Source organism: Corynebacterium callunae (genome assembly GCF_046592015.1).
Taxonomy (GTDB): domain Bacteria; phylum Actinomycetota; class Actinomycetes; order Mycobacteriales; family Mycobacteriaceae; genus Corynebacterium; species Corynebacterium callunae_A.
On sequence record NZ_JAWVOB010000005.1, the window covers coordinates 151,059 to 173,352 of the forward strand.

At 52.9% G+C, this 22,294-nt stretch carries 21 protein-coding genes; 6 read left to right on the forward strand and 15 right to left on the reverse strand.

From position 1 onward, the window contains the following. Window positions 1–140: 140 nt before the first annotated feature. The 7 genes from SFC07_RS07515 to SFC07_RS07545 form a co-directional block, all read right to left on the reverse strand. A complete protein-coding gene (locus tag SFC07_RS07515) occupies window positions 141–779 on the reverse strand; it encodes a GNAT family N-acetyltransferase (RefSeq protein ID WP_411207611.1) in 639 nt (212 codons plus the stop codon). Window positions 780–939: 160 nt separating this feature from the next. Beyond that, the gene (gene rbsD / locus SFC07_RS07520; protein ID WP_411207612.1) at window positions 940–1,311 is read right to left on the reverse strand and encodes a D-ribose pyranase; all 372 of its coding nucleotides are present in this window, start codon (window positions 1,309–1,311) and stop codon (window positions 940–942) included. A gap of 5 nt (window positions 1,312–1,316) precedes the next feature. Further along, complete coding sequence (locus SFC07_RS07525; protein WP_411207613.1) at window positions 1,317–2,261, reverse strand: D-ribose ABC transporter substrate-binding protein; 945 nt, start codon at window positions 2,259–2,261, stop codon at window positions 1,317–1,319. 35 nt (window positions 2,262–2,296) lie between these two features. Further along, window positions 2,297–3,211: an ABC transporter permease gene (locus tag SFC07_RS07530; protein WP_411207614.1), complete on the reverse strand. Its 915-nt coding sequence runs from the start codon at window positions 3,209–3,211 to the stop codon at window positions 2,297–2,299. A 101-nt stretch (window positions 3,212–3,312) separates the two neighbouring features. After that, window positions 3,313–4,914, reverse strand: a complete 1,602-nt coding sequence (locus tag SFC07_RS07535) for a sugar ABC transporter ATP-binding protein (protein WP_411207615.1) — start codon at window positions 4,912–4,914, stop codon at window positions 3,313–3,315. A 2-nt stretch (window positions 4,915–4,916) separates the two neighbouring features. Next, entirely contained in the window at window positions 4,917–6,011 is a 1,095-nt protein-coding gene (locus SFC07_RS07540) for a LacI family DNA-binding transcriptional regulator (RefSeq protein WP_411207616.1), read from the reverse strand. A gap of 212 nt (window positions 6,012–6,223) precedes the next feature. Then, the gene (locus SFC07_RS07545; protein WP_411207617.1) at window positions 6,224–7,255 is read right to left on the reverse strand and encodes a 6-phosphofructokinase; all 1,032 of its coding nucleotides are present in this window, start codon (window positions 7,253–7,255) and stop codon (window positions 6,224–6,226) included. A gap of 231 nt (window positions 7,256–7,486) precedes the next feature. Here SFC07_RS07545 and SFC07_RS07550 point away from each other — a divergent pair, with 231 nt between their 5' ends. Continuing rightward, on the forward strand, window positions 7,487–7,807 hold the full coding sequence (locus SFC07_RS07550) for a hypothetical protein (RefSeq protein ID WP_411207618.1): 321 nt from the start codon (window positions 7,487–7,489) through the stop codon (window positions 7,805–7,807). Here SFC07_RS07550 and SFC07_RS07555 read toward each other — a convergent pair whose 3' ends face one another. From SFC07_RS07555 to gatC, 3 genes are all read right to left on the reverse strand, one after another. After that, window positions 7,808–8,626, reverse strand: coding sequence for a siderophore-interacting protein (locus tag SFC07_RS07555; protein ID WP_411207675.1), 819 nt, complete (start codon window positions 8,624–8,626; stop codon window positions 7,808–7,810). Between the two features lie 348 nt (window positions 8,627–8,974). Beyond that, a complete protein-coding gene (gatA, locus tag SFC07_RS07560; protein WP_411207619.1) occupies window positions 8,975–10,468 on the reverse strand; it encodes an Asp-tRNA(Asn)/Glu-tRNA(Gln) amidotransferase subunit GatA in 1,494 nt (497 codons plus the stop codon). Window positions 10,469–10,474: 6 nt separating this feature from the next. Beyond that, entirely contained in the window at window positions 10,475–10,774 is a 300-nt protein-coding gene (gatC, locus tag SFC07_RS07565) for an Asp-tRNA(Asn)/Glu-tRNA(Gln) amidotransferase subunit GatC (protein ID WP_015651030.1), read from the reverse strand. 283 nt (window positions 10,775–11,057) lie between these two features. Between gatC and SFC07_RS07570 the strand changes: the two genes are divergently transcribed. Continuing rightward, window positions 11,058–11,720 carry an amino acid-binding ACT domain protein gene (locus SFC07_RS07570; protein ID WP_411207620.1) on the forward strand — a complete coding sequence of 221 codons (663 nt, stop codon included), beginning with the start codon at window positions 11,058–11,060 and terminating at the stop codon, window positions 11,718–11,720. On the opposite strand, the gene SFC07_RS07575 is transcribed toward SFC07_RS07570, so the two are convergent. Both SFC07_RS07575 and ligA read right to left on the reverse strand, forming a co-directional pair. Continuing rightward, the gene (locus tag SFC07_RS07575) at window positions 11,717–12,706 is read right to left on the reverse strand and encodes a S41 family peptidase (RefSeq protein WP_411207621.1); all 990 of its coding nucleotides are present in this window, start codon (window positions 12,704–12,706) and stop codon (window positions 11,717–11,719) included. The genes SFC07_RS07570 and SFC07_RS07575 overlap by 4 nt on opposite strands. A gap of 117 nt (window positions 12,707–12,823) precedes the next feature. Continuing rightward, on the reverse strand, window positions 12,824–14,863 hold the full coding sequence (gene ligA, locus SFC07_RS07580) for an NAD-dependent DNA ligase LigA (protein ID WP_411207622.1): 2,040 nt from the start codon (window positions 14,861–14,863) through the stop codon (window positions 12,824–12,826). Window positions 14,864–14,963: 100 nt separating this feature from the next. Between ligA and SFC07_RS07585 the strand changes: the two genes are divergently transcribed. Beyond that, complete coding sequence (locus tag SFC07_RS07585; RefSeq protein ID WP_411207623.1) at window positions 14,964–15,674, forward strand: 3'-5' exonuclease; 711 nt, start codon at window positions 14,964–14,966, stop codon at window positions 15,672–15,674. Between the two features lie 111 nt (window positions 15,675–15,785). After that, a complete protein-coding gene (locus SFC07_RS07590; RefSeq protein ID WP_411207676.1) occupies window positions 15,786–17,177 on the forward strand; it encodes a DHA2 family efflux MFS transporter permease subunit in 1,392 nt (463 codons plus the stop codon). Window positions 17,178–17,188: 11 nt separating this feature from the next. On the opposite strand, the gene SFC07_RS07595 is transcribed toward SFC07_RS07590, so the two are convergent. Both SFC07_RS07595 and mnmA read right to left on the reverse strand, forming a co-directional pair. After that, window positions 17,189–18,181: a hypothetical protein gene (locus tag SFC07_RS07595; RefSeq protein ID WP_411207624.1), complete on the reverse strand. Its 993-nt coding sequence runs from the start codon at window positions 18,179–18,181 to the stop codon at window positions 17,189–17,191. A gap of 6 nt (window positions 18,182–18,187) precedes the next feature. Further along, window positions 18,188–19,285, reverse strand: a complete 1,098-nt coding sequence (gene mnmA / locus SFC07_RS07600; protein ID WP_411207625.1) for a tRNA 2-thiouridine(34) synthase MnmA — start codon at window positions 19,283–19,285, stop codon at window positions 18,188–18,190. Between the two features lie 306 nt (window positions 19,286–19,591). Here mnmA and SFC07_RS07605 point away from each other — a divergent pair, with 306 nt between their 5' ends. Next, window positions 19,592–20,734, forward strand: coding sequence for an AAA family ATPase (locus SFC07_RS07605; protein WP_411207626.1), 1,143 nt, complete (start codon window positions 19,592–19,594; stop codon window positions 20,732–20,734). Window positions 20,735–20,781: 47 nt separating this feature from the next. After that, a complete protein-coding gene (locus tag SFC07_RS07610) occupies window positions 20,782–21,726 on the forward strand; it encodes a spermidine synthase (RefSeq protein WP_411207627.1) in 945 nt (314 codons plus the stop codon). Here SFC07_RS07610 and SFC07_RS07615 read toward each other — a convergent pair. Beyond that, window positions 21,653–22,159, reverse strand: a complete 507-nt coding sequence (locus SFC07_RS07615) for a GNAT family N-acetyltransferase (RefSeq protein ID WP_411207628.1) — start codon at window positions 22,157–22,159, stop codon at window positions 21,653–21,655. The two genes, SFC07_RS07610 and SFC07_RS07615, sit on opposite strands and share 74 nt — an antisense overlap. Window positions 22,160–22,294: the final 135 nt, after the last annotated feature.

Sequence of the window (22,294 nt, forward strand, 5' to 3'; positions counted from 1 at the left end):
TTCATCTCAATATTTACTTAGAATATGGTGAAAGTCCCCTATTTACAAAAAAGAACCGGCTTCTCCCCCATTTTCACCCCGTGTACACGGAGATAGAGGGAAAAGCCGGTTGAGATCAACAGGAAAGTTTTTAAGCTGCTTTAGCTGGCGTCAAAAAATGCTGCTTCATTAGGCATTGTTGGCACCTGCAAGCGACGGTACAAGCGTTCAATCAAAGTAAGCTTGACTGCTGGCCACTCATCATTGGTGATGGAATAGATCACGGTATCGCGCACAGTTCCATCGGGATGAATCTTATGTTTACGCAGTACACCGTCCTGCTTTGCACCCAAACGCTCGATAGCAGCGCGGGAACGGTGATTATGCCAGTTGGTGCGAAATTCCACAGCATTAACGCCCAAGATTTCAAAGGCGCGTTCCAACTGCAGGAATTTCGTGGCTGGATTAATTCCAGTGCCATGGACGTGCGCAGACATCCAGGTGCGACCGATTTCTAGACGTTTATTTGCATGGTCAAGTGTATGGAAGGAGGTCATTCCAACAGCACGGCCAGTAGCAGTTGAAATGATCGCCCAAGGAGCACACAGTCCATCAGCCTGCTCTGCCAAACGACGGTCAATTTCCTCTGCCATGCCCTCTGGGGTAGGTAGAGCGACGAACCAATGGCGCCACAATTCTTGTGAGGCGACAGCTTCTTGGAGATCTGCAGTCCACTGATGTGACAGTGGCTCCAGAATCACCGCGTCGTTCGCCAGACGCGGGTTTTCAGCGAATTGCATGAGATGAATATAGTCGTAGAATTGACATTTGTCCTATTTTAGATATAAGCAAACTACAAAGCTATTAAATTCACTCTTTTTAAAATGCTTTTCGACGCAAAAACGCCGCACTCCCCGCATCACTTTGGGGGGCACGGCGTTGGGGCGTCGACAAGCTACTTTAGAAGGAGACCCCAGCTTTGAAAATCGCGTTTGCGTACGGGGTCGTTTCCCCAGTTCTTACGACAAATGCGCAGTTAGAAATTCGTTCCTTTAGCTCTTCATGTGAAATTTCTTCCGCCTCAGTGTGCAAAAGTTCTCGAATGGCAGCGGGCGTTTGCTCAGCAATAAAAACGCCCTCCACCACGACCTCATTTAGGATCGCAGCAACCACCTGCGCGAAGCTCGGGATCCCAAATACGAGAGCGAGATCAATAACCTCGACATGCTCTGGAATAGGTAATCCACAGTCAGCAATGGCCCAGGTATCAGTGTGCCCTAAGCGCGCAATTGCATAGCTTAAATCAGGATTGAGAATGCCAGACTTTTTCACTGCCCCTACTTAAAATCTGCGACATTGTCGAGCTTGACAGTAACAACCTCAACTGGGACATCGGTCTGTGCGTCCTCACCACGGAGGAGCTTGGCAGCCTCTTCCACAGCCTTGGCACCCAGTTCCTCAGGCTGCTGTGCAATGGTTGCCAACATGCGACCATCTTCCACTGCTTTAAGGCCATCAGAGGTTCCATCGAAGCCCACAACCATTACATCCTTACCTGCACGGTCGCCTAGAGACTCAATCGCGCCAAGTGCCATTTCATCATTTTCTGCGAAAATGGCCTTCACGTTTGGATGCGCTTGTAACAAGTTGGTAGCTACATCGAGGCCTTCTGCACGATCAAAATTGGCAGTTTGCTTCGCAGCAACAGTAATGCCGCTATGCTTTGCAATTTCTTCCTCAAAGCCCTTACCACGGTCGCGAGATGCTGAGGAACCGGCAATACCCTGCAAAATGATGATCTCGCCGGTACCACCAATTGCCTCTGCCAGTGCTGCTGCAGCCTGTGCTCCACCCGCTACATTATCGGAGGCAACGAAGGAAGCAATTTCTCCGCCATTTGAAGAACGATCCACCGCAACGACTGGAATATCGGCCTGATTCAAAGCCTCCACGGAAGGAACCACTGCATCCGAATCAGTGGGGTTGACGATAACCACGCCAGCTCCGGTGGTCACAGCATTATTGAGCTGGTTAGCCTGTGTTGCAGCATCATCCGACGCATCCTGAACGTTGAGGGTCACGCCAAGTTCATCTGCCTTTTCCTGTGCTCCATCACGCAATTGCACGAAGAAAGGGTTGGTTTGAGTTGAGAGAGCCAAGGTGATGGAACCTTCGGTGGCTCCGCCTTCTGCAGAGGTGTCTGAGGACTCACGGTTGCAGGCAGCAACGCTGAAAGCAAGAGCTACAGAAGTGGTCAGGGCAAGGATCTTACGGGTGTTCATGAGATAGGTGTCCTTTCAGAGACGGGTAGAAAATACTATTTGGAAGTCTTATTACGAATAACGTCAAAACCGACGGCAATGGCGATCACACAACCGATAACAATCTGTTGCCAGAACGAGGAAACATTCAAAATGTTCAAGCCATTTCTGATAACTGCCAACAAGATTGCGCCGATAAGTGTGCCTGTTGCTTTACCGGAACCACCTGCTAAGGAGGCGCCTCCGATAACTACCGCAGCGATGGCATCGAGCTCATATCCAACACCTGCTTGTGGCTGTGCGGATGATAAGCGACCTGTCATCACCAACCCGGCCAGCGCTGCATACACTCCGGCTAGGGCATAGACCATTACCAAAATGCGCTTTACGGGAAGGCCAGAGAGGCGAGCTGCTTCCATGTTTCCGCCAATTGCGTACATGGAGCGCCCCAGCACAGTGCGGCTAAGAATGAACCAACACACGATTCCGGCCAGTGCCATCATCAAGATGGGCATGGGAATTCCAAAGTAGGTGCGTCCTAAGGCATTAACTGCAGGAGCACTTGGAATTGGTGAGCCCTGGGAGATAACCAAGGTAATACCGCGGGCGATGGACATCATCGCCAAAGTAGCGATGAATGCCGGGAGTTTTCCGTAGGCAATGGAGATTCCCGAAATTGCACCGGCCAACAAACCAATCAGAAGGCCGATGATGAGCGTAATCCAGCCTGGAAGACCGACTTCTGAAAAGAAATAGGCAGAGGTCATGGCTCCTAATGCAGCCACCGATCCCACAGAGAGATCAATACCGGCGGTAACGATTACGAAAGTCATACCGAAAGCCAAAATAGCCACGGTGGCGGACTGAATTCCGATATTAATTAGGTTTGGTACGGTAAGAAAGTGTGGGGTGGCAATAAAAAGTCCTACGCAAAGGACAATTAGTCCAACGAGCGCTCCGTTATTGAGCATCCACTGCCCGATCCCTGAGCTTGCGAATCCTTTGGATTTTGGCCCTGGGGCCGGTGTCTTCTCTGAGGTCTTAATTGAGTGGGAACTAGTTTCAGCAGTGCTCACTTTTCCTCCTTTTGGGCGTCTATTCTTGCTGCGGCTTCTGCGGTAATTGAGTCGTCGATCTGGGAAACGGCCAATGCCATCACATCGTCTTGGGTAGTGCCTTGAACGGGTAATTCGCCAGCAATTCGGCCACCCGACATCACTAAGATGCGGTCTGCCATTCCTAGTACTTCTGGGAGCTCCGACGACACCATTAACACTGCCCCGCCTCTGGCTGTGACTTCATTAATGATGTTGTAGATCTCAACTTTGGCTCCGACATCAACTCCGCGCGTCGGCTCATCGAGTAACAAGACCTTGGAACCTGCAAGTACCCAACGGCCAAAAACAGCTTTTTGTTGGTTACCTCCGGATAAGTCTCGGATGGGCTGTTTAATATCCGCCATTCGGATTCTGAGCTTGTTTGCAACGTCTGTTGCCCGCTCGAGTTGGCCTTTTCGGTTAACTAAACCCAACTTTGACGTGCTCGCCATCGTTGCCAAACCCAAATTCTCTGCGACCGAGGATCCTAAAACCAAGCCTTGAGCTTTACGATCCTCAGGAATATGGCCGATACCATGCCGAATTGCATCTGAGATATCGCCCGCTCGGATTTTCTCTCCTGCAACGAGAACTTCGCCCGAGTCGATTGGATCTACTCCGGCAATCGAACGTACTACTTCAGTGCGACCAGCACCGACCAAGCCTGCTAGGCCGACAACCTCTCCTGCTCTTACCTTCAGCGAAATATCGCTAAACCTACCGGCTGCATTCAAATTTCGAAGTTCTAGCAGGGTCTCACCGAGTTCAGGTTGAACGCGAGGATATTGATTTTCAATACTTCTACCCACCATCAGACGCACAAGTTCATCTTCATCGGTGGTCGCGGGTAGTTCTGCAATAAACTGGCCATCCCGAAGCACCGATACGGTGTCACCAATGCGCGCAATTTCATCTAGGTGATGCGAAATGAACACCATTGCGACGCCCTTAGCCTTAAGATCGTCAACAACTTTAAATAGCTGATCAATTTCACGTCCGGTAAGTGCAGCAGTCGGCTCATCCAAGATCAGGATCCGGGCATTCATAGAGAGCGCCTTGGCAATTTCCACCATCTGCTGACGGGCAATGCCCAAGCCACCAACCTCAGCATTGATATCTACATCAACCCCGATCAAATCGAGGGCAGCCTGTGCCTCTCTTCGCAAATGCTTAAAATTTACTAATCCAAATCTTCTTGGGGTGCGACCCAACATGACGTTTTCAGCCACTGTCATGGAGGGAACGAGATTAAGTTCTTGGTGGATGGTGGCAATACCCAAGGCTTCCGCGGCTCTCGTATCAGGCAAGGTAACCGGTCTACCATCAACTAAGATTCGGCCTCCGTCTGGTTGATAAACACCAGACATCATCTTGATCAGGGTCGATTTGCCGGCTCCGTTTTCGCCAAGCAAAGCTAAAACTTTGCCAGGACGAACGTCAATACTTACTTCATTGATTACATTTACTGGACCAAAGGATTTTGAAACCTTATCCAATTGCAAAACGGGTTTGGGATCAACCGCATGAATAAATTCGCTAATCCTACTATTTACAAAACGTTCTTGTTCCTGTGCCATCTTTAACCCGCCTCCTTCTCTTTATTCCTCTTCTTGCTGGCCTTTCGGTTTTTCTCAAAGGCTTTTAGAGAAACCGCGGTGGAACCATGTATTTCCAGACTGGTTGGCAAAAGAACGGACTCTTGCGCTTTTTCTCCATCTATAAGCTTTTGCAAAATGTCGAAAGCGATTTTTCCCATTTCTTGAACATGCTGGTCGATAATGGTTAAAGGAGGGTTTTGCAGACGGAAGGTGGGATTATTATCAAAGCCAATTAACTGAATTTCTTTACCTATTTTGAGATTCAATTCATGGATGGCATGAAGAGCTCCAATCGTCATCATGGAATCGCCAGCAATAATTGCCGAAGCACCTTGTTGGAGAAGAATCTTTGTGCCCTCATAACCTGAAGCTTGACGATAACCGCCGTAGTAAACGCTCGATCCAGTTATGTCTCGTGTTATGCACAACTTCTCAAAAGTGTCTAAGCGCTGCCTGCCTGTTGAGGTATCTTGAGGGCCAGCCAAATACCCCAACTGCACTTCGGCGGCGCACAATAGGTCAAATGCTTGAGTCATTCCTGGCACTGGGTCCGAGGTAACCGAAGGAATCGAAGTTTCTTCAAAGGAGCGGTCAACCAAAACAATTGGTACTCCCCTTGAAGAGAGCTCCACTACCTTTTCCTTTGACTGGATATGCGGAACGACAATAATCCCATCCAGGCGCTGATCATCCATAATGTCCAACGTCTGACTAAGAATCTCCGGATTCTCTTCCGAATTGGACAAAATTGTGGATACGCCCACTTGTCGGGCGACGGTCTGAATCGCAGCGGCGAGGGAAGAAAAATACGGATTCTGAATATCCGGAATAATCACGCCGATGGTGTCTGTTCGAGATTTTCGCAAAGCACGAGCTTGAGCATTTGGACGGTAGTTAAGCTTTTCAGCTACTTCTATCACCCGCTGCCGGGTGGATTCCGGAATGCTTGCATTGTTAGCTAGAGCCCGAGAAACTGTGCTCACTGAAAGCTCAGTGACTCTCGCAATGTCCTTTAACGTTGTTGCTCGTTTCCTTGTCGGAGGCAAAGCGCGAGATGAGGGAATCTCAGAAGCCATCTTTTCACCACCTTTCTTTCACCGCATTGAAGGCTAGTTGCTCAGAATGCAATCGATTGCATTGTGTTTCATTGAAGATAACCCGTCACTACAACCCAAGTCAAGTCACTTGGATCACATTTTCTTATCACTTTGGTTTCAGGCACAAAAATCCGGCTCTCCCACTCGCAGTGGAAAAGCCGGATTCTAGGTGTGGCCTGCTGTTTTAAATTTTATCCAAACATTGCTTGGGCAGTCACCCAACGCTCCATTGGAACCTGCTTGAGGGTGCCAACGGCATCCTCAAAGGAAATCATCTCAATGCGCTCACCCTTGAGTGCCACCACCTTGTCAAAGTCACCCTCATGGCAGGCGCGAGCTGCACGCACACCATAACGAGTAGCCAAGACGCGGTCAAAGGCAGTTGGGGTGCCGCCACGCTGAATGTGGCCGAGTACCGTGGTGCGGACATCGTGGCCCAAACGTCCGTGGATTTCATCGGCAATCTGCTGGCCGATACCGGTGAAGGTCTTGTGACCAAACTGGTCAACATGGCCTTCACGTAACTCCATGGTTCCTTCCTTGGGAAGTGCACCTTCGGCCACGACGATAATGCCGTACTTCTCGCCCATTTGGAATCTACGCTCCATGGCCTTGCAGATCTCTGAAATATCAAATGGAACTTCAGGGATAACAGTGTAGTGAGCACCACCAGCCATGCCGGCGTGCAGGGCAATCCAACCAACGTGGCGGCCCATAACCTCAACGATCATCACGCGGTTGTGGGATTCTGCGGTGGTGTGCAAACGGTCAACGGCGTCAGTTGCAACTGCTACTGCGGTATCAAAACCGAAGGTGAAGTCGGTGCCATTAACGTCATTATCAATGGTCTTTGGCACGCCAACGACGGGGATTCCATTATCGGAAAGCCACTTTGCACCCTTGAGGGTGCCTTCGCCACCAATTGGGATGAGGGCGTCAATGCCTGCATCCTCAAGATTTGCCTTAACCTGGTCAATTCCAGCCTTGAACTTATCTGGGTGGAGGCGGCCAGTGCCCAAGATAGTGCCACCGCGGAGAAGGATACGGTCAATTCCTTCATCGTCATAAAGCTGGACGCGGCGGTCGGCCAATAAGCCTTCCCAACCATCTTGATAACCCACTACGGTGGATCCGAATTCATTGCTTGCAGTGCGGACAATTCCTCGGATTACTGCATTAAGTCCGGGGCAGTCGCCGCCTGACGTGAGAGTGGCAATTCGCATGTCTCCCATATTAAACCCATCACAGGCTGCCTGCCGGAACAATCACATAAAAAGGTGACACCAGAACTGTGAAAAAAACCATATTTACAGCTTAGAGACTATTTTTCCGGCATTTAACTGCAGTTTTTGATTAGAAAATAGTATGTCTGATCAGACATGAGGTACAGGCCACAACTTTTATTCGGGCATGAGATGGCACAAATCTGGGACGAAGTCCTAAACTGGCATGCCATGGAACTGAAACTCAAAGATGCACAAAAGGTCAGCACTGCAACCGTCGTGGCAGCAGGTCTCATTGGCGGTTGGCTCACTGCTCGTGAATCCGGAATCCGTCCTCTGGGCACCATTCCTTTGGTTGCTTCCGGCGCCTTGGCAGCACGCACTTGGAATGAAAAGAAGGGACCAGCTGTCACCGCTGGCCTCCTTGCCACCTACGTTGGCGCTTTTGGGCTTTCCCACCCACTAGCTAAGAAGGTTGGCGCCTGGCCTGCAGTAATCATTGCTACTGCAGGTGCCGCTGCTACCGCCTTTGTCGTTTCCGACGCTCACTAATTAAGACTCTAAAGCTGCTCGTTCCGCTGCCTCATTTTCTTCATTAAATTGACGCTTGGTTATTTGCCACTGATCCTCAGTCATGCCCAGGCGCCAATAACCAGAAATTGAGGCATCTTCTTTTGCCACCTGGCCGTCAACAAAGAGGAAACGGCGAGTTTCTTTCACCATTTCTGCAACGCCGTGGATAAACCACGAAGTCTTCTTTTCGGGATATCCGCCTGCGCGGACGGCGTCGATAAGCTTGGTGCCGTGGGTGGCACCATCGCGGGGCACCCAGACCACCTCAATTGCTGGGCCGCTGGGGGCGTCGAAAAGCGCCTGCTTATTGGCAATTTCTACATATGCTGTGGCGGTGGTACCCGCTGGCAATTGTTCCAATGCGGCAAAAATTGCAGGGGCTGCGGCCTCATCGCCGGCCAGAACAAAGTGCTCATAGGAGTCTTCTGGTTTCCAGCCACCACCAGGGCCGGCAAAGCCGAGCTGATCGCCGATCTGCGCGCGCTGTGCCCACGGTCCCGCCAGTCCGGTATCGCCGTGAGCCACAAAATCCACCTCAAATTCCCCGCTTGCGCTATCAAAGGTACGCAGAGTGTAGGTGCGAGTGACGGGATGTTTCTCACGCGGGACGGTCTCGCGGATGGTTGCCAGATCAAAAGGCCAGCTATAATCGGCTGCTTCAGGAATAAAGAAAAGCTTGATGTAGTGATCGCTAAAGGGCAGCTCCACTCCGATCATCTCGGGGCTGGCAAACTTCAGGCGAATGAGATCTGGGGAGATCTGCTGCTTAGCCAGCACAGTTGCCTGCTTGGCCTTCATATTTTTGCGCCCGCGTGGGGGCTGTCCTGCTGCTCCTGCCGTTCCGGCTGTTCCGGCTGCCCCGGTGGGCACTGACGTTTCTGGCTGGCTCATAAATTCCTCATTTTCGATATATCTTTAAGTACGGTGAAGGCAAGCCTAACAAAACTTATCCGCCAGCGCACCTAAAAATTTCTCTTGAGGTTTCAACCCCACATGTAGCCTCGCGTGCTGCCCCAAATGCAGCCGCTACATGCATGCACCTGGAAATACCCTGGAGATAGGAAAAGCCCAGCTCCCTCACCCTTTAACAGTGGAGGAAACTGGGCGCACCGAGCCTCAGAGGCTCGGTCCTTTTAAAGCTGGTTGTTACTTCTGGCCAGCCTCGAATGCTGCACCAACGCGGTACAAACGATCATCGTGGAAGGCAGGAGCCATGAGCTGCAGGCCAACCGGCAGACCGGAATCGGAAGCCAAACCAGCAGGCAGGGACATACCAGCTAGACCAGCCAGGTTCAGTGGCAAGGTGAAGAGGTCAAAGTTGTACATCTCCAGCGGATCGGTAACCTTCTCACCCAACTTGAAGGCGGTGGTTGGGGTTGCTGGGGAAACCAAGATATCTACCTGCTCATATGCCTTGGCAAAGTCCTGTGCAATCAAAGAACGCACACGCTGTGCCTGGAGGTAATAAGCGTCGTAGTAACCCACGGACAATGCGTAGGTACCCAGAATGATGCGCCGCTTAACCTCAGGACCAAAGCCCTGAGCGCGGGTAAGAGCCATAACCTCATCGGCAGAGTGGGTTCCATCATCGCCAACGCGCAGGCCATAACGCATACCATCAAAACGTGCCAGGTTGGAGGAAACCTCACAAGGCAGAATCAGGTAGTAAGCGCCCATGGCATCGTCAAAGTGAGGGCAGTCAACTTCGATGATTTCTGCACCCTGGGAGCGCATTTGCTCCACCGATACGTGGAAAGCCTCAAGTACACCTGGCTGGAAACCTTCGCGGTCAAATTGCTTGACCACACCAACCTTGACACCCTTGAGGTCACCATTGGCGCCCTCACGTGCAGCAGCAACCACAGGTGCGACTGGACGCTTGACGCTGGTGGCATCAAAAGCGTCATAACCTGCAATAACTTCGTGCAGCAGGGCGGTATCCAGCACGTTGCGGGCAGTTGGGCCACCCTGATCCAAAGAGGATGCACAAGCGATCAGGCCATAACGGGAAACGGTGCCATAGGTTGGCTTCACACCAACGGTGTTGGTCAACGCTGCAGGCTGGCGGATAGATCCACCGGTATCGGTACCAATTGCCAATGGAGCCTCACCAGCAGCCAAAGCAGCAGAGGAACCGCCGCCGGAACCACCCGCAGTGCGCTCCAAATCCCATGGGTTGTGGGTGGGGCCATAAGCTGAGTTCTCCGTAGAGGAACCCATGGCAAACTCATCCATATTGGTCTTACCCAAAATTGGAATGCCAGCTTCACGGATCTTCTTGGTCACCGTAGCGTCATAAGGGCTCATGTAGCCCTCAAGCATCTTGGATGCAGCCGTGGTCGGCGCATCAGTGGTGGTAAAAACATCCTTCAGCGCCAAAGGCACACCAGCAAGCGCCGAGGCAGGTGCCTCACCAGCATCAAGGCGCTTATCGACGTCGTCAGCCGCCGCGAGCGCAGCCTCTGCACCGACGTGCAGGAAGGCGTGAATATCGGTATCAACTGCAGCGATGCGGTCAAGGTGCGCCTGGGTAACCTCACGGGAGGTGACCTCGCGGGAGTGGATCAGACCAGCAAGCTCTGCTGCGGTCTTAGTAGTCAGCTCATTTTCGGAGCCAGTTACGAGGTATTTATTGCTCATAATTAATTAGTCACCCTCGCCCAAAATCTGCGGAACCATAAAACGTCCATCTTCAACTGCTGGTGCCTGATCGAGGGCTTGCTCAGCATTCAAGGTCTTCTTAACAACATCTTCACGCATAGTGGTGGTGATGCTATGGGGATGGCTCATCGGCTCAACGCCAGCGGCATCGACATTTTGCACTGCGGAAACATAACCGACAATGTCATCGATCTGTCCGGCAAATTGCTGTAGCTCTTCTTCACTGAGCGCCAGACGGGACAGTTTGGCAAGGTGAGCGACCTGGTCGCGCGAAATCTCAGGCACTTGGTTTCTGATCCTCTTCGCTAGTCACAATGGATATAATCTCTACTTTTACGCCCCGTCTTGAAAAAGGTGGGCGCAACTGTTGGTTAATCTTACTGCACCCGGCGGACACAGACTGGTGTGGGTCGAATCAGTGGGTATCAAACCTTGAACAAAAGGCTCGACGTGCAACCTTATGCTCTATTACGGTGGTACTGTCGAACCCTAAAGGTGAGAAGGGCTACCTTTAAACTTCACCATCCTGACCTTGATAGCCCTCCGATTTTAGAAGGAAGCGATTCCATTGTCTTTCCTTATTCGCGTTCTGTTGTCTGACACTCCCGGTAGCTTGGCAGTCCTTGCAGAAGCACTTGGGGTGGTTGAGGCCAATATTCAGTCCGTGGATGTGGTGGAACACTTCCCTAATGGCACGGTAATGGATGATCTTGTGATCACCATTCCCCGCACGGTTATGGCAGATACCATCATTACCGCTGCTGAAGAGGTTGATGGCGTGGAAGTTGATTCCATCCGCCCCTTCTCCGGCACCGTTGACCGCCGAGGCCAAATTCAGATGCTGGCCTCTGTTGCTGCCCACCGTCACAACACCAAAAAGGCCCTTGAAGATCTAGTCAACGTGATCCCCCGCACCATGACTGCTGGCTGGGCGATTATTATTGACCTTAAAGGCCCCATCACCCGCATTGCAGCTTCCCAAGCAGCCCCTGAAGACGATGGCACCGTACCTGAAAATATTGTGCTCACCGAGGCGCGCTTGCTAAACAACTCCCACGAGACTTGGGTACCAGAGCCTTGGACCTTGCTTGATTCTTCTCTAGCCATTGCCCCCATTGGCAAGCATGGTCTGGCTTTGATTGTGGGACGCCCCGGTGGTCCTGATTTCCTGGCGAGCGAAGTTCAGCACCTGGGCAACATTGGCGAGATTATCGGCGCCATCCTGGATTAAGCATGAATATCGCATCCTTGGGTGCGTAACCATTCCCGTGCCGCACGTTCTGGAAAAGCAGTGAGCTGATCAGGAACGATGGGATCTTCCCCGAAGGTCTCGCCGGTGCGGGTTTTGTTTTGCGCAACTGTAAGCATCACCCGTGCACCATCCGGCATTTCAAAGGTCATATTGGCGGTAGCAAAACCAGCGGTGGGCAGTCCAAAGGTTTTGCTCTGGTCTAGACCCCGAAAGGACAAGAGTGTTGCTTCCCCTGAGCTGGCTGTTTTTTCGTCGATTAGCAGCGCCGTGGGAACCCTAAATTTGCCCTGAGCGCTGGCTTTAGTTGGGGTTCCTCCCCCACTTACGGCATTGCCCTTGATGGTCACGGGGCTATCGCCCCCACTTGAGCTAAACCAAAGTACCTCACCATCGGGCAGGAGAGCTGATACCCCAGCTAGCATGGGACCGAGGTCGCCACCGGTATTTTCCCGCAAATCGACGATCACCCCGCAGGCTCCGCCCTGAATGGACTTCACCAAAGGTTCGGCAGCTGCATTGGCATATTCTTGCCCATCCCACTGCTGATCCGTAGGTGGCAGTGTGAGCGTAGCAATTCCTTCTTGAGTGGTGACCTCCGGTAAAGGTGCCGACTGCCGTTCAGGGGAAATCCGACCGGGGACAATAAGTGCCGAATGTTTACCGCCAGCAGTTTTGAGGACAGCATCAATAATTGGATAGGTATCGGCTACGGTATCCACATATTCCAGCTCTGTCTCAGCTTTTGCGCGGGCGGTGGCAAATTCCGGCGTGGCGACATAAAGCCCTTGGCGCTCTGCGATCTCAAAAACAGATTCCGCATATCGCTGAGGCGAAGGTGGCAAAAGGTAGATGGGTCGGCCAAAAATCATGGCACCATAAACAGGTCCGAAAACCCAGACCAGGCTAAACCCCGCAAAACCAACTGTGGCCAGGATCCCGAGCTGCACCATTCTCACTTTGTTCATTGCTGACGAGCTCCTTAAATCCTTAGTTAATTACTAAGAATATGGATTTAAGGAGTTGAAGTCATATAGAAATACAAAGTTAGGGATTTCCCCTACCCCCGTTATATGCGTTCAGGGTTATTCCTGAGGGCCATTTTCCAAAAGCTGGACAAAGCCTTCCTCATCGAGGATTTTGATCCCCAATTCTTCCGCCTTGGTAGCCTTGGAACCGGCGTTTTCGCCCACCACCACATAATCAGTCTTTTTAGACACCGAACCTGAAGCCTTACCGCCCCGGGAAATAATGGCTTCTTTTACCGAATCGCGGGTAAAGCCTTCCAAACCTCCGGTGACCACGATGGTTAAGCCAGCCAGAGTTTGTTCTGCTTGTTCACCGGCTTCCTCTTCCATGGTGACACCAGCTGCAGCCCAGGTACCAACGATATTGCGATGCCAATCCACCTCGAACCACTCTTTGAAGGACTGCGCAATAATGGCGCCTACTCCCTCAGTTTCTGCAAGCTCCTCCAAGGGTGCGTCGACAAGCGCCTTGATGGAGCGGTAGCGGCCGGCAAGGGCGCGCGCGGCGGTGGGGCCCACGTGCCTAATTGATAGTGAAACCAGTACGCGCCAGAGGTCGGTGTTTTTAGATTCTTGCAGGTTGCGCAGGAGTTTTTTGCCGGAGGCATTCACCTTTCCGGCTTTGGTGGTGTACACCGAGGACTTGAGCAGGTCTTCCTCGGTGAGGTCAAAAATGCCGGATTCATCAACAAGAATGCCACTGCGGATAAGATCTTCTGCGCCCTTCTCACCCAACGCTTCAATATCAAAAGCGCCACGACCAGCCAAATAGGTCAAGCGCGTAGTGAGCTGACCGGGGCAGCTTTGACTATTGGGGCAACGCCAATCCACATCATCTGCTTTTGCCGGAGCCAAGGTGGTGCCACATTCTGGGCACTGGCTGGGGAAGACAAACTCGCGTTCGCTGCCATCGCGCAATTCCACCACCGGACCCAGAACTTCTGGGATGACCTCGCCGGCTTTTCGAATAACCACGGTATCGCCAATAAGCACGCCTTTGCGCTTAACTTCGCTTTGATTGTGCAAAGTTGCCATGGACACGGTGGAACCGGCCACAAAAACTGGCTCCATCACAGCAAAAGGCGTCACTCTTCCGGTTCGGCCCACGCCCACCTGAATATCAAGCAGCTTGGTGGTGACTTCCTCCGGTGGGTACTTATAGGCTATGGCCCAGCGGGGAGCTCGACTGGTGGCGCCAAGTTCGCGCTGGGAGGCAATATCATCCACCTTGATCACCAGGCCGTCCATTTCATGCAGGGCAGCATGGCGGTGATCGGCCCAATATTTCACCTTCTCCACGACAGTTTCCGGATCAGTGACGGCCTCGGTATAAGGCGAGGTGGGCAGACCCCAAGCCGAGAGCGCCAAATAGGCATCGTGCTGGGAAGCCGGGCTAAAGCCTTCGGTGAAACCAATGCCATGGCTAATCATCCGCAGGCGACGCTTTTTGACGTCTTCAGTGTTCTTTTGACGCAAGGAACCTGCGGCAGCATTTCGCGGGTTGGCAAAAGGCTTGCCACCTTCAGCAATGCGCTGGGCATTGACCTCGGAGAAATCTTCCACGGGAATAAACACCTCGCCGCGGATTTCCAGCACAGCTGGCAGCGGATAATCTGCAGTTGCTTTAAGCTCATGCGGAATATCCTCAATAACCCGGGCATTAGCGGTAATATCCTCGCCGATTCGACCATCACCACGGGTGGCGGCGCGCTCGAGCACGCCATTGCGGTAAACCAGGTCAATGGAAAGTCCATCAATTTTTAGCTCGGTGAGATATTGCTTTGCTGGGGTTCTGCTCAACCAATCGCGCAGTTCTTGTTCATCAAAAACATTGTCGAGGCTGAGCATTCTTTCCAAGTGGGTGACATTATCAAAGCTGGATTGCTCAGCAATGGGCGCGCCTACCTCTTTGGTGGGGCTATCTGGAACGGCGAGTTCAGGATAATCCTTTTCCAATTGTTGCAGCTGTTTAAAGAGGGCATCAAAGTCGGCGTCGGTGATCTCTGGCTGCTGGTTGTAATAAAGGTCGCGGTGATAGCGAACCTTTTCAGCGAGGTCATTCCAGGTTCTGCGCAATTGAGCATTATCTTCAGTCACGGCTCCCGATTCTAATACCTGCGCGGACATGAATGATTCTGGCTCCCCATCAAGCCCCGGGGGCACCCGCTGTCCGGTGCGTTGATTAGGGTTGGAGTCTATGAACACACCACATGCTTCTCATTCCACTCTCCCCTCCTTTGATCCCAGCAATATGCTCTCCTTTGACTTGGAGACCACCTCGGCCCAACCTTTTGAGGCGCGCATTGTTACCTCCGCATTAGTAAGCATCACCAAAGCAGGTGCGCAGCCTGTTGAGATGTTGGCTGATCCCGGCGTAGAAATCCCTGCCAGCGCCACCGCCATCCACGGCATTACCACCGAATACGCCCGCGAGCACGGCCTCCCGCATGATAAAGTCTTGGCCGAAACCATCACCTCCCTGCAAAAGGGTTGGCAACAAGGTCAAGCCGTGATCATTTATAACGCGCCCTATGACCTCACCGTACTGCGCAGCCAGCAGCCTTCCTTTACAGTTGATGGCCTAGTTTATGATCCTTTCACCATCGATAAAATCAAAGATCCCTACCGCAAAGGCAAGCGCACCTTAAGTGATCTTTGCGCGCACTATGAGGTACAAATTGGCAGTGCTCACGAGGCCACCGCAGATGCCCTGGCAGCAGCGCGCATTGCCTGGAAGCAGATCAGGATTTGGCCAGAACTTGCCACCATGAGCGGTGAGGAATTAATGGAGCTGCAAGCAGTAGGTTATTACGAATCCCAGATTGGCCTGCGCAATTACTTCATTGGTCAAGGCCGCGATGGAGCCAGCGTGAATACTTCCTGGCCGGTTCAAACCCAGGGCGACTAACCTCGCCTTTCAGAAAAACTAGAGCTCGGATAATTCCTAAAAGATTGGCACATTGTGGCTAAAGACCATCTAGAACCACCTATTGTCCAGGGTGGCAAGAGCTACCCGGCGATGCCCCTGCCGGAAAAAGATGCGTGGCCAGCACTAATTGCGCTGTGCGTAGGATTTTTTATGATTCTGCTGGACCAAACCATCGTTGCGGTCTCTACTCCTGCGCTCCAAGCAGACATGGGTGCCTCCTATAACGAGGTCATCTGGGTCACCTCAATCTATTTGCTCACCTTTGCCGTCCCCCTGCTGGTCACCGGACGCTTGGGCGATAAATACGGGCCTAAAAACGTCTATGCCGCCGGCATGGCGCTTTTTACCTTAAGTTCACTGGCCTGCGGGCTTGCGCCTGATATGTTGACGCTGATTATTGCCCGCGGATTCCAAGGCTTTGGCGCAGCGCTGCTTACCCCTCAAACAATGGCCACAATCAACCGCATTTTTGCCCGGGAACGCCGTGGCGCTGCATTGGGAATCTGGGGCACAACAGCGGGGCTTGCGTCCTTGGCGGGGCCACTCCTGGGAGGTGTGATCACCGAGAACTGGGGTTGGCAGTGGGTCTTCTTTATCAACGTTCCTATTGGAGTGCTCTCCATCTGGGCGGTGTTGAAGTTTGTTCCAGCCTTCCCACCTCATACCAGGCCTCTTGATCTGCTTTCGATTCTTTTATCGGTGGGTGCAGTATTCTTGCTGGTCTTTGCCCTTCAAGAGGGCGAAAACGCCCATTGGGCGCCGTGGATTTGGCTCATGTTACTGGCCTCTGTGTCGCTATTTATCTGGTTTATTAAACAGCAAAGCATCATTGAAAAGGCAGGCCAGGATCCGCTTATTCCGCTAGGGATTTTTAGAATCCGTAACTTCAGCTTGGGCAATATCTGTATTGCTGCCATGGGTTTTACCGTGGCTGGAACCCCACTGCCGATGATGATGTATTTCCAGCAGGTACACGGTATGGATCCCATGCACGCAGGCATGATGATCATTCCGCAGGCAGCAACCGCAGCGATCCTCTCACCCTTTGTGGGCAAATTGGTTGATCGCTCCAACCCCAATATTTTGGCAGCGTTCGGCTTTGGCACCGTAGCGCTCTCTATTTTGGGCCTGGCCCTAGTGATGATCTTCGAGCTGCATATCGCCTGGGCATTGGTTGCGCTGTTCTTCTTAGGTGTGGGCAATGCCTTTGTCTGGGCACCAAACTCCACCTCCACTATGCGCGATCTAGCACCGCAAATGATGGGCGCAGGATCTGGAGTGTTTAACACCACCCGTCAGATTGGCTGTGTCATTGGTGCTGCTGCCATCGGCGCAGTTCTACAAACCCGCCTTGCTGCGGGTGAAACCGGTGCTGCCTTTGGCCAGGCAATCTTGCTGGCAGTCGGAGTGTTGGTGATTGGCGTTATTGCCTCACTGTTGGCAGAAGGCGCAAATAAGCACGCCCCAAAAGCTAAAGGCTAAAAGCTAAAGACCTAAAGGTCGCCCGCGTCTTTTTCCAACATCTCAGAGACCACCCGCGCCATGCGGTACGCAGGTGTTGCATCGGAGGTTTGCCCCTCCAGCAGCGCACTGCGCGGGTGAATGTCAATATCACTAAGCAAATGGCTGCGGCTTAGGCCAATTTCATCAAAGAATTTAGCAATGGCTACCGCCTTAGCCCGTGGATTTTCCAAAAGCTCATCCACCACATCCGAAGGATCAGTCACACCCATACCCAGTCGCACACCAGAGGCAAGAGTTTCACCAAAGTCATCAAGATGGGCAGCTCCTCGGACCTGCTCCATCGATACCTGAACAGTTCCGGCTCCTGCTCCACGGGCTACTTCCCAGGATGGGTTTTGTCCGGTGAGGTTGAGATAGCTTACGCCGCCAAGAGCAGAAAATACTTGGTGCAGGCGTTCATTGATATCCGGGATGCGGACGGCTGCGATGGTATCAAAGGTGGATGTGCCCTCGAGTTTTCCGTCGATAAGCGTTGCTAGGTCAGGCTCATCAATTTGTACCTGAACTTCGGCGCGGAACCGCCGCGCTACTTCGCTTTTATGGGCGTTGATGCCTTCGATCAGTGCCTCGGTGAGGTCCCGCATGGCGCCGCGGTCGGTTAGCACGCGGTGGCCATTGCTGAGCTCAATGCGTGCGCCAAGGGTCCACGGGCCTGCAACCTGCACTTTGATCGTGTCCAGGGAGGTGCCCCAGACTTCCTCACAGGTATCTAGGTCACCTTTGAGAAAGTCCAGTGTGCGGTGGCTTAGTCTGCTTGGTCGGGTGCTCATCACCCAGGAACGCGGACCGCGCGCCACATTGAGGGTGTCAAGCAGACCAATACTGCGGCCAATTTGATCGGCGCCTAGTCCGCGCGCCGGCAATTGTGGCAGGTGCAGCAGCTGGCCGGTTTCACCCTCAATAATGTTGGCGGCTTCAAAAACCGAGGTTCCAGGTAGCTCGCCGAGACCATACGCAGACATAGTTTTTTAGGACTCCGTGGCGCAGATAGTGCCGGAGCCGAGCACAATATCGCCCCCGGGGTCTGGCAGGTAGAGCACGGCAGCTTGGCCACGGGCAACGCCAGATAGCGGCTCCTTGAGCTTGAGCACCATGAAATCACCGTCGCGATCGACGCTGGCATCACAGGCAACTACCCCACCATGTGCACGCACCTGAACCTCGCAGGCAATCTCACCGTCCATAGCTGGGTGCAGGAACTTGAGGCGATCAGCGTGGATGGTTGACACATTGAGGTTTTCGCGGCTTCCGACGGTGACGGTACCGGTAGCAGCGTTAATGTCAGTGACATAGCGTGGGCGACCATCAGCAGCAGGAGCCTTAATATCAAGTCCCTTGCGTTGACCAATGGTGAATTCATGCACTCCGGCATGCTCGCGCAACTTAGTGCCTTCCTGGTCAACAATCATGCCAGGGCGCATACCAATGTGCTTGCCCAAGAAGGCCTGGGTATTGCCATCGGGAATAAAGCAAATGTCATAGGAATCAGGCTTCTTCGCCACAGAGAAACCAGACGCAGCTGCCTCTTCGCGGATCTTCGGCTTGACGGTATCTCCAACTGGGAACATGCAGTGCTCAATTTCATGAGCGCCCAGCACACCCAACACATAGGACTGATCCTTGTTGGGGTCCACACCGCGACGCAGGTAGCCATCGCCACCATCTGCAGGCTGAGTCAAGCGTGCGTAGTGACCGGTGACCACAGCATCAAAACCAAGGGCAATACCGCGCTCTAGCAAGGCTGCAAACTTGATCTTCTCATTACAACGCAGGCAGGGATTAGGGGTTTCACCGATGGCATAGGACTCGATGAAGTTATCGATAACATCTTCTTTAAAACGATCGGAGAAATCCCAGACATAAAAAGGGATGCCAAGCTTATCGCACACGCGGCGAGCATCGGCGGAATCCTCCAAGGAACAACAGCCCCTGGAAGATTCGCGAACCGTCTGCGGATCCTGCGATAGCGCGAGATGCACGCCGATCACCTCATGACCAGCCGCCACCGCACGCGCTGCTGCCACAGCGGAATCAACGCCTCCACTCATTGCTGCAAGAACCCGCATGATCTCCCCTCTTCAAAAAATAAATAAAATAATGGGCCTGAAACCAGGCTCCTCATTTTAGTAACAACAACGTAGCCTAATCCTGTGTTCCCAAAATCCCGAATTTTTTAAATTTTTACGCTTTTCGACGCCCCGAGCCACCGCGCCTCCCGCAGCGCGGTGCCCTGCACCCTGGAGGACGCGCGGACGGGAGTGTGGGAGCTCTAAAAGATCTAATCACCCCGGGAAGTTCTAAAAGTTCTAAACTCGATATAAGCTTCTAAAAGATCTAAAACTTACTAGCCCTCCTTAAGGAAGGTGCTTTCCATGGCAGCTCGCAATCCTTTCCGCCCCACCTTCGGCGTCTCACCCACAGTCTTGGCCGGACGCGATTCCCTCCTGCAGTCTTTCCGCCTTGGTTTGGCAGAAGGCCCGGGCAGCCCCTTCCGCGCCCTCCTTATCTCAGGATCTCGCGGCATGGGCAAAACGGTACTGCTTAATGAGTTCGAAGATGCCACCGCCTCCCAAGGCTGGATTACTTTACGCGCCTACCCAGATGCTTCCATGGTGGATGCTCTTATTAACTCAGCCATCCCGACCGCATTGCAGCAGCTTGATGGCCCACAGTCCAAACGCATGCTCAGCAGTGTCTCCATTCCAGGCATTGCCACAGTGACTGCCATTGCTGATCCTTATAAAAAGGATCCCACCCCAACACTTATTTACCGGTTGCGTGAACTTGGCAGCATGCTTCAAAAACGGGGCTCCGGTATCCTCATCACCCTTGATGAACTCCAAAGTGCGCAGGTAGATCAACTCCACGTGCTAGCCACTGCCGTCCAGGATCTGCTCCGCGATGATTTTGATATCGCGCTGGTGGCAGCAGGCCTGCCAGAGGGAATTGATCGCCTGCTCCAGCATGAGGGCACCACCTTTATTCGTCGCGCGGAACGCATCCTGCTCAGCCCGGTTGAACATGCCGATTCCGTGCATATGTTTATTGACACCACCGCCGAAGGTGGCAAGCAGATGTCCATGGAGGCTGCCGAACTAGCGGCAACAATCAGCAATGGATATCCCTATTCCATGCAGCTCACCGGCTCTTTGGCCTGGGCCCAAAGCAACCTGAACAACACCGAGCTTATTGCTGCCCGCGAGGTTGAAGCCGTGCGCACAGAGGTAATCCGCCGCATGGGCATGCAGGTGCACGAACCAAGCCTGCATCAGGTGCCAGATGGTGAACTCACCATTCTGTATGCCATTGCCCAATTATCACAAGATGGCGAGATGGTATCTACTGGAGATATCGCAAACCTCATGAATGTCAAGCCCAACGCCTTGTCCATGCAACGTAAGCAGCTGCTTAGACGCGGGCTTATTCAAGTTCCTAAATATGGCTATCTCAATTTCACCCTGCCCTATATGCGCGAACATTTACTGAGCAACGCCCACCACCGCCCCATTACCTAAGCCAGCAGCCCCCATAAACAACTACAGACAATCCCAGAAAGCACACAGTGGCCCGCAAAAAACACGCCCCCGAACAGTCCAACTCTTCCACCACCTCCGGTCCCGTTGCCGGCACCTATGAGGGTGAATACTCGGTCATCGAGCTAGAGGCTGATTCCTATACCACCGATGGCTGGCTAATCAGCATTAATGGAGTTCCTAGCTCCCATATTGTGCTGGGCCAACCGCAGGCGCTGGAGTTTGAATATATGCGGTGGATTGCCACGGGCGCCCGCGCCTTTATTGACGCCCACCTCGATGCCTCAAAGCTGCGCATCACTCACCTCGGCGGAGGCGCCTGCACTATGGCGCGGTATTTTGCGGATGTCTACCCACAATCACGAAACACCGTGGTGGAATTGGATGCGGAATTAGCTCGCCTGGCTCGCGAATGGTTTGATATTCCCCGCGCTCCCCGCGTGAAGATTCGGGTGGACGATGCCCGCGCAGTTGCCGAATCATTTACCCCTGGAAGCCGCGATGTCATTATTCGCGATGTGTTTGCCGGAGCTGTCACCCCGGAAAACTTCACCACCGTGGAGTTTTTTGAGCATTGCCAACGCGGTCTGGCCACAGGCGGGCTTTATATTGCCAATTGTGGCGATCACTCCGATCTGCGCGGGGCAAAGACTGAGCTGGCCGGCATGATGGAGGTTTTCCAGCATGTTGCTGTCATTGCTGATCCCCCGATGCTTAAAGGTCGTCGCTACGGCAATATCATCCTCCTGGGTTCAGATACTGAATTCTTTAGCTCCACCAGCACCGAAGCCTCTGCGATCACCCGCGAGCTGCTCGGTGGTGGCGTTCCAGCGCAGTATAAGGATGAGAGCTGGGTGCGGAAATTTGCCTCCGGCGCCCATCCCCGCCACGATGAACCCGCTACTCCCCAAACGCCGAGTGATACTCCACAATACCCTGCGGAAACTCCGGGGCAGCCAAACGTGCAGCCATAAAATACTCGGGCGGCGCCTGCGGATAGACCAAACCTGGCACCACCTCAAAGCCAAAACGTCGATAATATCCAGGGCCCCCTACGACCACGACGCCGCTTGCACCATCGGCCCGCAGCTGATCCAGTGCATAACCCATCAGGGCAAAACCCACACCTTGCTGCTGCTTATCCGGGCGCACACTTACCGGCCCAATCCCGAACCAGCCCTGCGCGCCACCGCCGATCAGCACCTCAGAGGCTGCGATATGGCCAATAATCTCGCCATTTTCCTCGGCCACCGCGGAGAGGCTCAGCGCCTGTGCAGCGCGAAGCTTGTCGACGATTTCCTGTTCCGTACCAGCAGCATGATCAATTCCGGCAAAGGCCGCCTCGGTGACCTCATAAATTGTCCTAAAATCGCGCGATTCTTCAGCCCGAATGTGGAAGGTGCTCATATTCGACAAGAATAGCAACATCAATGAAACCGGCACGAACGCTCCGTTTTTGCCTATTTTGCCCACAACTTAGACAAAATACATCAATATCGGCATGATCGTGCCGATTTACCCTTGTTTAAATTCTAAAACACG

Coding starts and splice junctions, on each gene's coding strand:
- SFC07_RS07515 (WP_411207611.1), bottom strand. CDS start 779: ATGCAATTCGCTGAAAACCCGCGTCTGGCGAACGACGCGGTGATTCTG.
- SFC07_RS07525 (WP_411207613.1), bottom strand. CDS start 2,261: ATGAACACCCGTAAGATCCTTGCCCTGACCACTTCTGTAGCTCTTGCT.
- SFC07_RS07530 (WP_411207614.1), bottom strand. CDS start 3,211: ATGCTCAATAACGGAGCGCTCGTTGGACTAATTGTCCTTTGCGTAGGA.
- SFC07_RS07535 (WP_411207615.1), bottom strand. CDS start 4,914: ATGGCACAGGAACAAGAACGTTTTGTAAATAGTAGGATTAGCGAATTT.
- SFC07_RS07540 (WP_411207616.1), bottom strand. CDS start 6,011: ATGGCTTCTGAGATTCCCTCATCTCGCGCTTTGCCTCCGACAAGGAAA.
- SFC07_RS07545 (WP_411207617.1), bottom strand. CDS start 7,255: ATGCGAATTGCCACTCTCACGTCAGGCGGCGACTGCCCCGGACTTAAT.
- SFC07_RS07550 (WP_411207618.1), top strand. CDS start 7,487: ATGGAACTGAAACTCAAAGATGCACAAAAGGTCAGCACTGCAACCGTC.
- SFC07_RS07555 (WP_411207675.1), bottom strand. CDS start 8,626: ATGAAGGCCAAGCAGGCAACTGTGCTGGCTAAGCAGCAGATCTCCCCA.
- gatA (WP_411207619.1), bottom strand. CDS start 10,468: ATGAGCAATAAATACCTCGTAACTGGCTCCGAAAATGAGCTGACTACT.
- SFC07_RS07575 (WP_411207621.1), bottom strand. CDS start 12,706: ATGAACAAAGTGAGAATGGTGCAGCTCGGGATCCTGGCCACAGTTGGT.
- SFC07_RS07585 (WP_411207623.1), top strand. CDS start 14,964: ATGAACACACCACATGCTTCTCATTCCACTCTCCCCTCCTTTGATCCC.
- SFC07_RS07590 (WP_411207676.1), top strand. CDS start 15,786: ATGCCCCTGCCGGAAAAAGATGCGTGGCCAGCACTAATTGCGCTGTGC.
- SFC07_RS07595 (WP_411207624.1), bottom strand. CDS start 18,181: ATGTCTGCGTATGGTCTCGGCGAGCTACCTGGAACCTCGGTTTTTGAA.
- mnmA (WP_411207625.1), bottom strand. CDS start 19,285: ATGCGGGTTCTTGCAGCAATGAGTGGAGGCGTTGATTCCGCTGTGGCA.
- SFC07_RS07605 (WP_411207626.1), top strand. CDS start 19,592: ATGGCAGCTCGCAATCCTTTCCGCCCCACCTTCGGCGTCTCACCCACA.
- SFC07_RS07615 (WP_411207628.1), bottom strand. CDS start 22,159: ATGAGCACCTTCCACATTCGGGCTGAAGAATCGCGCGATTTTAGGACA.